Consider the following 14987-nt stretch of genomic DNA (forward strand, 5'->3'; position numbering starts at 1 on the left):
GTTTCTGGCCTTGCAGGGCTGGATCGTCGCATCAGGCGACGAAGGCTGAAGCACCAAGATTCCGACCATCCCCACAACACAAGCGGCAGGGTGACGATGATGACTGCTGTGCGTCTGCTGTTCCTCGCCTTGCTCATGCTGACGCTCACGGCATCGCAGCCTGCCGCCGGCCAGATTCCGGATCTGAAGACCGGCGGCCCGGTGCCGACGCTGGCGCCGCTGGTGCGCCAGGTGACGCCCGCCGTCGTCAACATCTCCGTGCACGGCCGCGTGCGCGAGGACAACCCGCTTTATCGCGACCCGCTCTTCCGCGAATTCTTCGATGTTCCCAGGCAGATCGAGAAGGAGGTCAATGCGACCGGCTCCGGCGTCATCGTCGACGCCCAGCGCGGCTATGTGCTGACCAACAATCATGTTGTCGAAGGCACCTCCGCCGTTCAGATCACGACCAAGGACGGCCGCCAGTTTTCCGCCAAGGTCATCGGCCGCGATCCGCCCACCGATGTCGCGGTGCTCCAGGTCCAGAACCCGGCCGGGCTCAAGGCGCTTCCCTTCGGCGACAGCGACGGGCTCGAGGTCGGTGATTTCGTCCTTGCGATCGGCAATCCCTTCGGCCTCGGCCAGACCGTGACATCAGGGCTCGTCAGCGCCCTGGGCCGCACCGGCATCGGCAAGCAGGGCTATGAAGATTTCATCCAGACCGATGCGGCGATCAATCCCGGCAATTCCGGCGGCGCGCTGGTCAGCCTGCGCGGCGAACTCGTCGGCATCAACTCTGCGATCATCTCGCCCGCGGGCGGCAATGTCGGCATCGGCTTTGCCATACCGGTCAACATGGCGCGCAAGGTGATGGAGCAGATCATCGCCAATGGCCGCGTCGAGCGCGGCCGCATCGGCGTTTCGCTGAAGGACCTGCATCCGTCGGTCAATAGGGGACTGAATCAAGGCGCCGTCATCGCCGAGATCGCTGCGGATTCGCCCGCGGAAAAGGCCGGTCTGCGCAGGGGTGATATCGTCACCGGAGCCGACGGCCGCCCGATCCGCACCGCCGCCCAGCTCCGCAACACGATCGGCCTTGCGCGCATCGGCGAGGATGTGAGGCTGACCTTGTTGCGCAATGGCGCGCCGCTCACCGCTACCGTGAGAGTGGCGCCGGCGGCTGAGCCCAGCAGCGCGCTCGCAGGCCCCAATCGACTCGTTCGCTGAAACGAATGCGGGGACGAACCGCGGAAGGAAGGGCGGTTCGGCCCCTGCGACGATCTCCAGCTCAGGCCGCGCGGTGATCCCATTCGCCTTGCAGGTCCCGGATCAGCCGCCGCTCGCGTTCGATGCGTTGACGATAGAGCTCGCGCTCATGCTCGGTCTTCGCGCTTGCAAGAAGCAGCTCGTAATGGCCGATGACCTTCTCGCTGCCTCGAATGAGCAGGTCTCGCTGACTGTTCATTGCGCCATCCCCGCCGCATTGGCCGGCGCTCCGGAAGCGCGGAAGCCGACCGGGAAGGTCACCGCGGTCAGGCCATCGAGCGCCGATTGCTCTTCCGCGAGGCGCCTCTCGACGAAATGGCGCTCCAGATCCGACAGCCTGGTCTTCAGCAGACGCCGATAGCGGTGGATGTTGTTGCGGTGCGCACGAATGCGGGCCAGATTCTCATCGAGCATGATCGTCTCTCCAGACGGTCGCGTTAATTCCTTTTGATGTCGAGGGTGAGAAAGTCTCTTCTCGGCGAAAAAAAATATGCAGCGGGTGACCGGTGTCAAGATGGTCGAAGCCGCATTCGCCTCTCCCCACTCGCGGCAGAGCAATCGCATCTGACTCTTGGGGCTGACCTTGAGCGCGCGTCTCGAAGGATGGCCCACAAGGAGTTCTATAGCTGGGTTCCGCCAGCGATTGCCTTTTGTCGGCCAGCAAGCGAACCTCGTGCGGCCATATTTGAGCAGGAGTGATCTTCCCTGAGGGAGGCACTCCGATGACCAAGGCTCTGATCACCGCCATTGCAATGCTGGCTTGTGTGCCGGCGGGTGCGCTTGCGCAGGAGCGCGCGGGCTCGGCAGCGCTCGGTGCCTTGTCAGGCGCGGTCGTGCTGGGCCCGGTCGGAGCCGTCGCCGGAGCCTTGGTCGGCTACACCGCCGGACCCTCGATTGCCCGGTCCTGGGGCCTGAGGGGCTCGCAATCGGCAAGACACCGGCAGCCGCCGCGACGCGCGGCCACGACCCGCGTCCCACCGCGTACGCGCGAGGCGATGAATGCCAATGGCCAGATGCCAGCTGCTGGCAATCCGCCGCCGGTTCAGGCCGCCCCCGTCCAGACCGCCCCCGTCCAGGCTGCGCCTGCTGTTCCGGCGCAAGCCGCGACGCCGCCCGTTCAGGGATTCGACTGAGGTCCCGGCATTAGGCCGTCCGCCTTCGGCGGCCATCAATCGCCCGTCCGCGCCATCAGCGCAGCCACCGTGACGATCATGCCGAAGCTTGCGTCCCGCGCTAGGGCTTGCCGAGAATCCTCTTCGCGGCGCGAAGGTGCGGCTTGTCGATCATCTGGCCATCGAGCCGCAGCGTGCCGGAATCGGGATTGCTCGCGAACGCCGCAATCACCTTTTCCGCCCATTTGCGCTCGGCGTCCGTCGGCGCGAAGGCCGCGTTGACGATGTCGACGTGCTTGGGATGGATCAGCGCCTTGGCCGAAAAGCCGTCGCGCCGCGCGGCGCGCGTTTCGGCTTCGAGTCCCGCGAGATTGTCGATGTCGGTGTAGACCGTGTCGATGGCTGCGACCTCGGCCGCCGCCGCGGCCATGAGGCAGAGATCGCGTGCCAGGCGGTATGGGCTGTGGAACACGCCGCCGCTCGCCTTCTCGGTGGCGCCGAGCGAGGCGGAGAGATCCTCCGCGCCCCACATCAGACCGGCAAGGCGAGCGGAGCAGCCCTTGTAGCTGCCGAGCCCGAAGATCGAGCCGGCGGTCTCCGTGGCGACGCAGACGACACGGGTCGTGCCGATCGCGATGCCGGCTGCCGCTTCCAGGGCTTCGAGCCAGGTCGCGACCTGTCGCACGTCGTCGCCGCCCTGCGATTTCGGCAGCACGATGCCGTCGGGCCTGCCCGGAATCACCGCGGCAAGATCGGCGAGCGTCATGCCGGTGTCGAGCGCGTTGACGCGGACGTAGAGCTGATGTGGCTTGCTGCGACTTTTCAGCATCGCAAGCGTCAACCCGCGCGCCTCCGCTTTCTTCTCCGCGACGACGGAGTCCTCGAGATCGATGATCAGCGCGTCGGCCTTGCCTTCGCTCGCCTTCTCGAACTTGCGCGGGGTGTCGCCCGGCACGAACAGCATCGAACGCATCAGACCGGCCTCTTGTGCATCATCGCCATGCGGCGGCATTTGCCGACGACCTCGTCGCTTTGGTTGTACGCGTGGTGCTCGAACTCGACGATGCCGGCCCTGGGCCGCGACTTGGAGTCCCGCACCGACAGCACCTTCGTCGTAGCCCGCAACGTGTCGCCATGGAAGACCGGCTTTGGAAACGTGACCTCGGTCATGCCGAGATTGGCGACGGTGGTGCCCAGGGTCGTATCATAGACCGTCATGCCGATCATGATGCCGAGGGTGTAAAGGCTGTTGAAGATGCGCTGGCCGAACTCGGTCTTTTCGGCGAAATGCGCGTCGATGTGCAGCGGCTGCGGATTGAGCGTCAGCAGGCTGAACATGGTGTTGTCCATCTCCGTGACGGTCCGGGTCAGCGGATGCCTGAACTCCTGGCCCACGGAAAAGTCCTCGAAATAGAGTCCGGCCATCGCGGTTTCCTCCTCACGAAATAACGGCGCGCTCATAGCGTCGCGCCGCATGACCCTATGCATGGTAGACACACTTCGCGGGCAAATTCACGTATCTGCATGTGGTTTTTCGAGCTAAAGAACGCTTGGCGAAGGGAGGTCAAGACCATGGATTTCGCGCTCACCGATCAGCAGGAAGCCATTCGCGATGCCATCGCCAAGATCTGCGAAGGCTTTCCGGACGCCTACTGGCTGAAGAAAGACCACGACGGCGGCTTCCCGCACGACTTCCACAAGGCGCTGGCGGACGCCGGCTGGCTCGGCATCTGCGTGCCCGAGGAATACGGCGGCTCCGGCCTCGGCATCACCGAAGCTGCGATCATGATGCGCACCATCGCGGAATCGGGTGCCGGCATGTCCGGCGCCTCCGCGGTGCACATCAACGTGTTCGGCCTCAATCCCGTCGTCGTGTTCGGCACCGAGGAGCAGCGCAAACGGATGCTGCCGCCGATGGTCGAGGGCCGCGAGAAGGCGTGCTTCGCCGTCACCGAGCCCAACACCGGCCTCAACACCACGCAGCTCAAGACCCGTGCGGTCGCCAAGAACGACCGCTACATCGTCAACGGCCAGAAGGTGTGGATCTCGACCGCGCAGGTCGCGCACAAGATCCTGCTGCTGGCTCGCACCACGCCGCTGGAAGAGGTGCGCTCGCCCACCCACGGCCTCAGCCTGTTCTATACCGATTTCGACCGCAACAGGATCAAGGTCCACGAGATCGAGAAGATGGGACGCAAGATCGTCGATTCCAACGAGCTGTTCTTCGAGGATTTCGAGATTCCGATGGAGGATCGGATCGGCGAAGAGGGCAAGGGCTTCGAGTACATCCTCGAAGGCATGAACCCCGAGCGCATCCTGATTGCAGCGGAGGCTGTCGGCCTCGGCAAGCTCGCGCTTTCGCGCGCGACCGAATACGCGAAGACGCGCGTCGTGTTCAATCGCCCGATCGGCAAGAACCAGGGCATCCAGCACCCGCTTGCAGTGAACTGGGTCGAGCTCGAGGCCGCCTGGCTGATGGTGATGTCGGCGGCGTGGCAATACGACAAGGGCATGCCGTGCGGCGCCGCGGCCAATGCCGCGAAATATCTCGCAGGCGAAGCGGGCTTCTCGGCCTGCGAGCAGGCGGTGATGACCCATGGCGGCTTCGGCTATGCCAAGGAATTCCACGTCGAGCGATACTTGCGCGAAGTGCTGATCCCGCGCATCGCGCCGGTCAGCCCGCAGCTTGCGCTCAGCTTCATCGCGGAAAAGGTGCTGGGACTCGCGAAGTCGTACTGAACGCGCCTTGTGTGGCGCAAGCCGCCTATTCGGCGGCGATCCGCTCCATCGCCATTGCACGAAGCCTGGCGCGCTGGATCTTGACGCCGTTGGCGCTGTCGGTGATGGGGAAGGCGTCCACGAGATAGATCCGCGCCGGTACCTTGTAGCCGGCGAGCCGCTCGCGCAGGCGCGCGACCAGCGTTTCCTGCATTGGCGGCTGCTTTGCCGGGATCACGAAGGCGACGCAGCGCGCCTGGCCCTTCAGATCCACGGCAACCACCTGGGCGTCGGCAACGCCGGTGCACGATTTGAGCTCGTCCTCGATCTCGCCGGGCGCGACCAGAAAGCCGCCGAGCCGCATCGCATCGCCGGCGCGGGTTTCGTAGGCGAAGGAGCCGTCGCCGCGCAGCCGGCCGATGTCGCCGGTGCGGAAGAACCCGTCTGCGGTGATCGCATCGCGCGTCGCTTCGGGGTTGTTGAAATAGCCGAGGAAGCGCGAGGGCGCGCTGATCTCGATCTCGCCGGACACGCCACTCGTCGCAAGCTCGCCGGTCTCGGTGTCGCGCACGCGCACTCTCGCGCTCGGCGACATCGGCCAGCCGCCACCCTCGATGCGATCGGCGAACGCATCGCTACCACGGGCGATGGAAAACAGCGCCTGCACCTCGCTCGAGCCGTACAGGCCGAACAGCTTCATGCCGCGCGTTTCAGCCTCCGCGGCCAGTTCGCGCCAGCCGGGCTGGAACGCGGCGAAGCCGCAGACTTCGAGATGCGGGAACGGACGTGGCTCATCCGAGAGCGCGAGGATGCGGCGGAACATCTCGTCGGAGCCGAAAGAGTGCGTGATCCTGCAGTCCCGAAGGATCTTCACGGCCGGCGCCGCCTCGAAGGCGTCGAGCACATGGACGGTCGCGCCAGCTGCGACGAAGCCGAGCAGGCTCGTCATGCCGAACGTGCCGCAGAACGGCAGCATCGCCAGCAGCGAATGGCGTTGCGGATCGAGCTGGAGCGCGCGGGCAACGGAGACGGCGTGCGTCGCCAGCGTCCGCTGCGAATGCGCAACGAGCTTCGGCCCCTTGGTCGTGCCCGACGTGGTGTAGAGCAGCATGGGCAGGTCGACGTCGCCTTGAACATGCTGTGCCGGCGGGTAGGGCGCGTCGAACGCATCGAACCGCACGCAGGGCCAGTGTGCCGAGATGGTATCCGCGCCGACCACCGCGAGCCGTTGCAGCGCCGGCACCTCGTCCTTGGCGATGCCCGCAAGGATGGCGGCAAAGTCGATCGTGCGGAATCCCGCCTCGGCGATTATGAGCTTCGCGCCGGACAGCTTAAGCAGATGCGCGACCTCCGCGCTGCGGTAACGTGTATTGACGGCCGCGACGACCACACCCAGCCGTGCGGCGGCGAACAGCAGTGCCAGCCATTCGAGGCGGTTGACCAGCCAGACCGCGACGACGTCGCCCTGGCCGATGCCCTGGGCCGCAAGCCAGGCGGCGGTCTGCTCGACCTTCGTCGAGAATTCCGCGCGAGAGACAGCTCTGCCGTCGAATACCAGGGCGGGATCGGCGGCCTCGATCCGGATCAGCGATTGCAGCGAGAAATCATTGGGGCTCATGGCAACCGAAGTAACCCGATCGTGCCGAGCTGTCTACTTGGTGCCGAACATCCGGTCGCCGGCATCGCCCAGGCCCGGCACGATGTAGCCGTGGTCGTTGAGCCGCTCGTCGATCGCGGCGGTCCAGATCGGCACGTCGCCATGCTCGCTCTGAAACTGGGCGATGCCCTCGGGCGCGGCCAGAAGGCAAACGAAACGGATGTCGCGGGCGCCGCGCGCCTTGAGCAGGGAGGCGCCGGCGCAGGCCGAGTTGCCGGTTGCCAGCATCGGATCCATCAGGATCACGGTGCGGTCGGACAGGTCCTGCGGCGCCTTGAAGTAATATTCCACGGCCTGCAATGTCTCGGGGTCGCGGTAGAGCCCGATATGGGCGATGCGCGCCGACGGCATCAGGGCGAGCATGCCGTCGAGGAAGCCGACGCCGGCGCGCAGGATCGGTGCCAGCGTGAGCTTCTTGCCGGCGATCTTCGGCGCCCGCATCGGCGCGATCGGCGTCTCGATCTCGACCAGCTCCAGCGGCAGGTCACGCGTCACCTCGTAGCAGAGCAGCATCCCGATCTCGTTCAGGATCTCGCGAAAGCTCTTGGTCGAGCGGTCCTTCTCCCGCATCAGGGAGAGCTTGTGCTGGACCAGAGGATGGGTGACGACGTTGACGCTGCCAATGCTCATGAAACCGCTCTACACCGTTCCATGAAATTGCGCCAGATCGCGCGGGTCTTTTCCGTGGACGACGCGGCTTCAACGGGGCATCGCGACCGCGCTGCGCGCTCGGTTGCTCGCCTCGTAGGCAGCCATGGTCAGTTCGCGGTCGATCGCCATGCGCATGGCGTCCATGGCCGGCTGGCGCAGGCGCCTCTTCGCAGCTGCATGCGATGGCTTGTGGATGGCGCGCAAGCCAGCGATGATCTCCTCGAGCGTGGTGTCGACCATCTCCGGCGCAACCACGCGATCGAGAAGGCCAGCGGTCAACGCCACCTCCGGCTCGAACATCTCGCCCAGCGTGGCGGTACGGCTGAGCCAGGCGGGATGCAGGCGGCTGCGCGCGAGCTCGATGGCGAAACTGGGTGGTGCGATGCCGATGGCGACCTCGTTCAGTCCCATGCGGTGCGGTCCGCGTGCGCCGAGCCTGACGTCGCAGGCGAGCAGCAGGAACGTCCCCATCGGATAAGCATGGCCCTCCATCACGCCGATGGTCGGATGCGGAAACGACATCAGCCGCAGCGCCAGCTCCGCGCCGGCCCGAACCATCTCGAGGCTCCTGGCGGCATCGCCCGAGGCGAACACTTTCAGATCGAAGCCGGCGGAAAAGACGCCCGGCCGCGCCGAGCGCAGCACCACGATCTCCGCCTCCGTCTCGGCACGGGCGAAGGCGGCTGCAATCTCGCCCAGCATCGCGGCCGACATCGCATTGACCTTGCCGTCGTCGAGTCCGATCCGCGCCACGCCGCCGTTCAGCTCATAGGTCACTCTCTCAGGCATCTGCCTCTCCCTGTCATCGTCACACGTCTTGACTGTCGGAGGCTGATGTAGACCAATCAATATAGTTTTTGACCGGAGGAGAGTGCCATGCCGGCCGTGCCAAAGCACCGTCAGCCCATCATCAACGCAGCGGTGCCCCTGTTCCGGCGGCAGGGATTTGCCCGCACCGGCCTCAACGACATCGTCGACGTCAGCGGTGCACCGAAGGGCTCGCTCTACCATTATTTTCCGGACGGAAAATCCTCGATCGCGGTGGCGGCGGTAGAGGAGGCGGGACGCCGCGTCGCGGCGACAGTCGCCAAGCTCGCGAAAGAGTGCGGCTCGACCGGCGAGCTCCTGTGCGCGCACGCAAGGCTGCTGGCAGGCTGGATGCAGGGCTCCGGCTTTCGCAACGGCTGCCCGATTACGACCGTGCTGCTCGAGCTTGCACCGCGCGAGCGCGCCGTGTCCGATGCTGGTCGCAAAGCCTATGCGGTGCGATTATCCATCCTGCGTGACAAGCTTCTCGCGGACGGCTTTGCCAGACCCCGGGCGGAGGCGCTGGCCGTGCTCTGCACCTCGGCGCTTCAGGGCGCGCTGATCCAGGCCCGCGTGGAGCGCAGCGGCCGGCCGATCGAGGTCACCGCGGCGGAGCTGGCACGGCTGATCGAAGCGGAGCGGGGGAGCTAGACCCCGAGGCCGGGTTCGCGGTCACGCGCATGCCGAGCAGCAATGCGCTGATCAAGGCGTCCAGGATGACGAGCTTGAGCTCGACCATGTCGTTACCTCGCAAGGCACAGGATTGCTGTCCTCAGCGCGATCAGCGCGGTGAGCACGCTGCCCATCGACAGCATGGCCAGCCCATGCAGGGCGATACGCTCGAGTCGAGCTTTGCGCAGCTTCGATATGCGCAATTGCTGTTCAGTCCTCAGATGGGGTCGTTCAAAGCCGAGAATCGGCGTCGGCATTTCTCGTGTCCTTTCAGATACGTCTAGCCGTAATGGTCGCAGGCGACCGGCTCGCAAAGCGGATCCGGCAAAGGGCGGACGGAAGGAACGCTCGGCCGCGTCAGATCGACCGCCAGCGCCCGCACCTCGAGGAACGCCGACAGCAGCGCGAGCGCGAGGTCGACATGGCGCGCCTCGACCGCGGCGTCCAGCCAGTCCGGCAGCGCGCGCTCGCGTGACAGCGCGCAATGCCACTCGCCCTCGTCATAGGCGATGCGGCGGACCTGCCACATCGGCAGCTCCAGCTCCATCAGCGCCAGCGCCGCATCGGCCCATGCCTCGGCGTCGATCAGGCGCGCGAGGCGTGCGGTGTGCCCGCTCTGTCCGAGCGCGGGAATGCGCCGGCAGACGTGACCAATGATGTCGAGCATCAACGGCCGCGTCATCGCATGCGCATTGCGCAATCGGTCGCCGAGTGATGGCGGATCGTAGCGTCGGAGAGCGGCGGTCATGTCAGGCCTCCTGGAGTTGGCGTCGGTCAGTCGGCCGGCCTCACCAAGATGGCCCGGAGGGCATTTGAAAACGAGATAGGGATCGGGCGAGAGATATAGGGATTTCATAGGCGCACAGAGTCTTTCGTGCGGGCGCATCGGATCCTCGACCGTCATCTCCGCCGAAGGTGGCGGCTTATGCGAGCAGGGCTCTTTTAAAGGACCTTGGCTGCGGCTTGCTGTAACCACGGTTGCGAGAGCGATGGTGGGCCGCGCCGCTGTGCTGCCGGCCCGGAAGACCATCCGGAATGTATGGCCGGCGTCACGTCGCCGGCGGCCATGGCGTGCCGGCCTTTATGAGATTCCTATAACGTCGCCATAGGCCTCATCTCGAAAACCTATGCGCGCGGTGGCACGTCAGCGCGGTGAAGTTCCCGGACGTGCGCGTTCGATCGCAGCAAGCGGCCCGCCGGAATCCAGACGGGATATGCCGGAACGTCTTAATTGAGGAGTATCGCCATGATGGACCTTCTGATGCTGGCGCTGGGCTTGGTCTTCTTTGCCCTCGCGATCGGCTACACCTACGCCTGCGAACGGCTGTGAGGGAGCGGATCATGATTTTCGATTATGCCCTCGCCGGCGCCGTCTCGTTCGGCCTCCTGATCTATCTCACCTACGCGCTGCTGCGTCCCGAGCGGTTTTGAGGCCGTGCTGCTGCTTGTCGAATTGCTGCTGGCCGACGCTGCGCTCGTCGCGGGCCTGCTTGCGCTGCTCCTGCCGCTCTTGCGCCGGACCCAAAGCCTGAAGGGCTAATGCCATGACTGTCATCGGTTGGTTCCAGATCATTCTTTACTGTGCGATTATCGTCGCGCTGACGAAGCCGCTCGGCTGGTACATGACGCGCGTATTCGACGGCGAGCGCACCTTCCTGTCGCCCGTCCTGCGCCCGATCGAGGCCGGCATCTACTGGATCTCCGGCGTCGACGAGAAGCGCGAGCAGCATTGGTTGACCTACACGTTCGCCATGCTGCTGTTCCATGTCGGCGGCTTCCTGATCATCTACGGCCTGATGCGACTGCAGGCCGTGCTGCCGTTCAATCCGGCCGGGCAGTCCGCGATCGCCGAAGACCTATCGTTCAACACCGCGATCTCCTTCATCACCAACACCAACTGGCAGAACTACGGCGGCGAGAGCACGTTGTCCTATCTGACCCAGATGGTCGGCCTCACGCACCAGAATTTCCTGTCTGCTGCGACCGGCATCGTGCTCGCTGTCGCGCTGATCCGCGGCTTTGCCCGCGCCTCTGCTCGCACCGTCGGCAATTTCTGGGTCGATGTGACCCGCTGCACGCTCTATGTCCTGCTGCCGATCTGCATCGTCTACGCGCTGTTCCTGGTCTGGCAGGGCATGCCGCAGACGCTCGGGCCCTATGTCGAGGCGACCACGCTCGAAGGCGCCAAGCAGACCATTGCGGTCGGTCCTGTCGCCTCGCAGGTCGCGATCAAGATGCTCGGCACCAATGGCGGCGGCTTCTTCAATGCCAACGCCGCGCATCCCTTCGAGAATCCGACCGCACTGTCGAACTTCGTGCAGATGCTGTCGATCTTCGCGCTCGGCGCGGCGCTCACCAATGTGTTCGGCCGCATGGTCGGCAACCAGCGCCAGGGCTGGGCGATCCTCGCGGTGATGGGCGTGCTGTTCGTCGCCGGCGTGGGCGTCTGCTATTGGGCGGAAGCCACCGGCACCGCCACCATGCATGCGCTGGGCCTGACCGGCGGCAACATGGAAGGCAAGGAGGTCCGCTTCGGCATCGTCGCGTCCTCGCTGTTCGCCGTGATCACGACGGCCGCCTCCTGCGGTGCCGTCAATGCCATGCACGACAGCTTCACCGCGCTCGGCGGCATGATTCCGCTGATCAACATGCAGCTCGGCGAGATCATCGTCGGCGGCGTCGGCGCCGGCATGTACGGCATGCTGCTGTTCGTCATCCTCGCGATCTTCGTCGCAGGCCTGATGGTCGGCCGTACGCCGGAATATGTCGGCAAGAAGATCGAGGCGCGCGAGGTCAAGATGGCGATGCTCGCCATTCTCGTCCTGCCCCTGATGATCCTCGGCTGGACCGCCGTCGGCGTGGTCTATCCGGCGGCAGTCGCCTCCATGGCGAATGCCGGACCGCACGGCTTCACCGAAGTGCTGTACGCCTTCACCTCGGGGACGGCTAACAACGGATCGGCCTTCGCGGGCCTCACCGGCAACACCTTCTTCTACAATCTTACGCTCGCCAGCGCGATGTTCGTCGGCCGCTTCTTCATGATCGTGCCGGCGATGGCCATCGCGGGATCGCTCGCGGCCAAGAAATCGATCCCGCCCTCGATGGGCACGTTCCCGACCACCGGAGGCCTGTTCGTCGGCCTCGTCGTCGGCCTCATCCTGATCATGGGCGGCCTGACCTTCTTCCCGGCGCTCGCGCTCGGCCCGATCGTCGAACATCTGGCGATGAACGCCGGCAACCTGTTCTGATCCAGCTTTTTCGGAGTGACCTCCATGGAATCTGTCCATAAACCCAACAAGCGCATGCCAGTCTCGGCGATGCTGGATCCCAGGATCGTGATGCCCGCGATCGGCGCGGCCTTCGCCAAGCTCGACCCGCGCGCCATGATCAAGAACCCGGTCATGTTCGTGGTCGAGATCGTCGCCGCTCTCACCACGGTGATCTTCCTGCGCGATCTCCTGACCGGCGGGGAAAATCTCGGTTTCACCTTCCAGATCATTCTCTGGCTGTGGTTCACCGTGCTGTTCGCCAACCTTGCTGAAGCAGTGGCCGAGGGGCGCGGCAAGGCGCAGGCCGAGACGCTGCGCAAGACGCGAACCGAGAGCCAGGCCAAGCTGCTGAGCGGCGCAGGCCGCGACTACAGGCTCGTGCCGGGCACGAGCCTCAAGGTCGGCGATCTCGTGCTGGTCGAGGCGGGCGACACGATTCCCTCGGACGGTGAAGTGATCGAGGGCGTCGCCTCCGTCAACGAAGCCGCCATCACCGGAGAATCGGCGCCCGTGATCCGCGAATCCGGCGGCGACCGTTCGGCGGTGACCGGCGGCACGCAGGTGCTGTCGGACTGGATCCGCGTCCGCATCACGGCAGCCCAGGGCTCGACCTTCATCGACCGCATGATCAAGCTGGTCGAGGGCGCAGAGCGGCAGAAGACGCCGAACGAGATCGCGCTCAACATTCTGCTCGCCGGCCTCACCATGATCTTCGTGTTCGCGACCGTGACGATCCCGAGCTATGCGGCCTATGCCGGCGGCTCGATCTCGGTGATCGTGCTGGTGGCGCTGTTCGTGACGCTGATCCCGACCACCATCGGCGCGCTGCTGTCGGCGATCGGCATCGCCGGCATGGACCGCCTGGTCCGCTTCAACGTGCTGGCGATGTCGGGCCGCGCGGTCGAGGCCGCCGGAGACGTCGACACGCTGCTGCTCGACAAGACCGGCACCATCACGCTCGGCAACCGGCAGGCGACCGCGTTCCTCCCCGTCCGCGGAGTGACCGAGCAGGAGCTGGCGGACGCAGCCCAGCTCGCCTCGCTCGCCGACGAGACCCCGGAAGGCCGCTCCATCGTCGTGCTGGCGAAGGAGAAGTCCGGCATCCGCGGCCGCGACATGGCGGAGCTCGGGGCCACCTTCATCCCGTTCACGGCGCAGACCCGCATGAGCGGCGTCGATGCCGGCGGCTCGTCGGTGCGCAAGGGTGCGGTCGATGCCATGCTGAACTATGTCGGCGGCGGTGCTCCGACCGCAGTCGCTTCCGGCAACACGGCGCGGTCGATGCAGTCTGCCGCGCTTTCCGAGCTCGGCCGCGAGATCCAGGCGATCGCCGACGACGTGTCGAAGTCCGGCGGCACGCCGCTGGCTGTCGCCAAGGACGGCAGGCTGCTCGGGATCGTCCAGCTCAAGGACATCGTCAAGGGCGGCATTCGCGAGCGCTTCGCCGAGCTGCGCCGCATGGGTATCCGCACCATCATGATCACCGGCGACAACCCGATGACGGCCGCGGCCATCGCGGCCGAGGCGGGCGTCGACGACTTCCTGGCGCAGGCAACCCCCGAGGACAAGCTCAAGCTGATCCGCGACGAGCAGGCCAAGGGCAAGCTGGTCGCCATGTGCGGCGACGGCACCAACGACGCGCCGGCGCTCGCCCAGGCCGATGTCGGTGTTGCCATGAACACCGGCACCCAGGCCGCCCGCGAGGCCGGCAACATGGTCGACCTCGATTCCAACCCGACCAAGCTGATCGAAGTGGTCGAGATCGGCAAGCAGCTCTTGATGACGCGCGGTGCGCTGACGACGTTCTCGATCGCCAACGACGTCGCCAAATATTTCGCGATCATCCCGGCGATGTTCCTGGCGTTCTACCCCCAGCTCAACGTGCTCAACGTCATGAACCTGTCGAGCCCGCAGAGCGCCATCCTGTCGGCGATCATCTTCAACGCGCTTGTCATTATTGCGCTGATCCCGCTCGCGCTGAAGGGCGTCGCCTATCGCGCGGTCGGTGCCGGCGCGCTGCTCCGGCGCAACCTCTTGATCTACGGGCTTGGCGGCATCGTCATTCCCTTCATCGGCATCAAGGCGATCGATCTCGTCGTGACCGCCTTGCACCTGGCTTGAATTCGTCATTGCGAGCGAAGCGAAGCAATCCAGAAATGCCTCCGCGGTTGATAGTCTGGATTGCTTCGTCGCTTCGCTCCTCGCAATGACGGGAAAAATCGGAGAAAGCACATGCTCAGAGAAATCCGCCCCGCCATCGTCCTCTTGCTGGCGCTCACCGCCATCACCGGTCTTGCCTATCCGCTCGCGATGACCGCCATTGCCGGGACGTTGTTTCCCGTGCAGGCGCAGGGCAGCCTCATCGAAAAGGACGGCAAGGTGATCGGCTCCGCCCTGATTGGGCAGGAGTTCAAGGACGACAAATACTTCCACGGCCGCCTCTCGGCGACCGTTGCGCCAGACCCGAATGATTCGACCAAGACGGTGTCGGCCCCCTACAACGCCGCCAATTCGGGCGGCTCCAACCTCGGCCCGACCAGCAAGGCGCTGGCCGACCGGCTGAAGGAAGATGTGGACGGGCTCAGGAGCGAGAATCCGAACGCTTCCGTGCCGGTCGACCTGGTGACGACTTCGGCGAGCGGCCTCGACCCGAACATTTCGCCGGAGGCGGCGCAATTCCAGGTGCCCCGCGTGGCGAAGGCGCGGAATCTGCCTGAGGATCAGCTCAAACAGCTTGTGACCGCCAACACCGAAGGCCGCCTGCTCGGCCTGCTCGGCGAACCCAGGGTTAACGTTCTGGCGCTGAATCTCGCGCTCGATCGCATCGCCGCGAAGTAGCAGTCTAGGCTCGCGGCG

General features: G+C 65.4%; 17 protein-coding genes. 8 read left to right on the top strand and 9 right to left on the bottom strand.

Translation table 11 applies throughout. The features are described from left to right. The first annotated feature begins 99 nt into the window (after positions 1-99). Positions 100-1206 (top strand): trypsin-like peptidase domain-containing protein, encoded by a 1107-nt coding sequence (locus tag EHH60_RS27365; protein ID WP_502697426.1) that lies wholly within the window; start codon positions 100-102, stop codon positions 1204-1206. 61 nt (positions 1207-1267) lie between these two features. On the opposite strand, the gene EHH60_RS37705 is transcribed toward EHH60_RS27365, so the two are convergent. Further along, positions 1268-1444 (bottom strand): hypothetical protein, encoded by a 177-nt coding sequence (locus EHH60_RS37705; RefSeq protein WP_199752071.1) that lies wholly within the window; start codon positions 1442-1444, stop codon positions 1268-1270. Beyond that, positions 1441-1659, bottom strand: a complete 219-nt coding sequence (locus EHH60_RS27370; protein WP_124162499.1) for a hypothetical protein — start codon at positions 1657-1659, stop codon at positions 1441-1443. Before EHH60_RS27370 ends, EHH60_RS37705 begins: the two co-directional genes overlap by 4 nt. 308 nt (positions 1660-1967) lie before the next feature. On the opposite strand from EHH60_RS27370, the gene EHH60_RS27375 reads away from it, so the two are divergent. Further along, positions 1968-2378, top strand: a complete 411-nt coding sequence (locus EHH60_RS27375) for a hypothetical protein (protein ID WP_124162500.1) — start codon at positions 1968-1970, stop codon at positions 2376-2378. A 100-nt stretch (positions 2379-2478) separates the two neighbouring features. On the opposite strand, the gene EHH60_RS27380 is transcribed toward EHH60_RS27375, so the two are convergent. Beyond that, positions 2479-3330 (bottom strand): HpcH/HpaI aldolase/citrate lyase family protein, encoded by an 852-nt coding sequence (locus EHH60_RS27380; protein ID WP_199752072.1) that lies wholly within the window; start codon positions 3328-3330, stop codon positions 2479-2481. Continuing rightward, positions 3330-3782, bottom strand: coding sequence for a MaoC family dehydratase (locus tag EHH60_RS27385; protein ID WP_124162502.1), 453 nt, complete (start codon positions 3780-3782; stop codon positions 3330-3332). The genes EHH60_RS27380 and EHH60_RS27385 overlap by 1 nt, the downstream gene beginning before the upstream one ends. 147 nt (positions 3783-3929) lie before the next feature. On the opposite strand from EHH60_RS27385, the gene EHH60_RS27390 reads away from it, so the two are divergent. Next, the gene (locus EHH60_RS27390) at positions 3930-5096 is read left to right on the top strand and encodes an acyl-CoA dehydrogenase family protein (RefSeq protein ID WP_124162503.1); all 1167 of its coding nucleotides are present in this window, start codon (positions 3930-3932) and stop codon (positions 5094-5096) included. 25 nt (positions 5097-5121) lie between these two features. Here EHH60_RS27390 and EHH60_RS27395 read toward each other — a convergent pair whose 3' ends face one another. From EHH60_RS27395 to EHH60_RS27405, 3 genes are all read right to left on the bottom strand, one after another. Beyond that, entirely contained in the window at positions 5122-6693 is a 1572-nt protein-coding gene (locus tag EHH60_RS27395) for an AMP-binding protein (protein WP_124162504.1), read from the bottom strand. A gap of 33 nt (positions 6694-6726) precedes the next feature. Next, positions 6727-7362: a uracil phosphoribosyltransferase gene (gene upp, locus EHH60_RS27400; protein ID WP_124162505.1), complete on the bottom strand. Its 636-nt coding sequence runs from the start codon at positions 7360-7362 to the stop codon at positions 6727-6729. 69 nt (positions 7363-7431) lie between these two features. After that, positions 7432-8172, bottom strand: coding sequence for a crotonase/enoyl-CoA hydratase family protein (locus tag EHH60_RS27405; RefSeq protein WP_124162506.1), 741 nt, complete (start codon positions 8170-8172; stop codon positions 7432-7434). An 87-nt stretch (positions 8173-8259) separates the two neighbouring features. Between EHH60_RS27405 and EHH60_RS27410 the strand changes: the two genes are divergently transcribed. After that, the gene (locus EHH60_RS27410; RefSeq protein ID WP_124162507.1) at positions 8260-8841 is read left to right on the top strand and encodes a TetR/AcrR family transcriptional regulator; all 582 of its coding nucleotides are present in this window, start codon (positions 8260-8262) and stop codon (positions 8839-8841) included. 92 nt (positions 8842-8933) lie between these two features. On the opposite strand, the gene EHH60_RS27415 is transcribed toward EHH60_RS27410, so the two are convergent. After that, positions 8934-9119: a hypothetical protein gene (locus EHH60_RS27415; RefSeq protein ID WP_124162508.1), complete on the bottom strand. Its 186-nt coding sequence runs from the start codon at positions 9117-9119 to the stop codon at positions 8934-8936. 23 nt (positions 9120-9142) lie between these two features. Continuing rightward, entirely contained in the window at positions 9143-9610 is a 468-nt protein-coding gene (locus tag EHH60_RS27420) for a hypothetical protein (protein ID WP_199752073.1), read from the bottom strand. 593 nt (positions 9611-10203) lie between these two features. On the opposite strand from EHH60_RS27420, the gene EHH60_RS27430 reads away from it, so the two are divergent. The 4 genes from EHH60_RS27430 (at position 10204) to EHH60_RS27445 (ending at position 14969) form a co-directional block, all read left to right on the top strand. Beyond that, a complete protein-coding gene (locus tag EHH60_RS27430; protein WP_035698142.1) occupies positions 10204-10293 on the top strand; it encodes a K(+)-transporting ATPase subunit F in 90 nt (29 codons plus the stop codon). Positions 10294-10406: 113 nt separating this feature from the next. Continuing rightward, a complete protein-coding gene (kdpA, locus tag EHH60_RS27435) occupies positions 10407-12110 on the top strand; it encodes a potassium-transporting ATPase subunit KdpA (protein WP_124162510.1) in 1704 nt (567 codons plus the stop codon). Positions 12111-12134: 24 nt separating this feature from the next. After that, the gene (kdpB, locus tag EHH60_RS27440) at positions 12135-14252 is read left to right on the top strand and encodes a potassium-transporting ATPase subunit KdpB (RefSeq protein WP_124162511.1); all 2118 of its coding nucleotides are present in this window, start codon (positions 12135-12137) and stop codon (positions 14250-14252) included. A gap of 111 nt (positions 14253-14363) precedes the next feature. Beyond that, positions 14364-14969, top strand: coding sequence for a K(+)-transporting ATPase subunit C (locus tag EHH60_RS27445; RefSeq protein WP_124162512.1), 606 nt, complete (start codon positions 14364-14366; stop codon positions 14967-14969). Positions 14970-14987: the final 18 nt, after the last annotated feature.

Source organism: Bradyrhizobium sp. RP6 (assembly GCF_003837805.1).
Classification (GTDB): Bacteria; Pseudomonadota; Alphaproteobacteria; order Rhizobiales; family Xanthobacteraceae; genus Bradyrhizobium.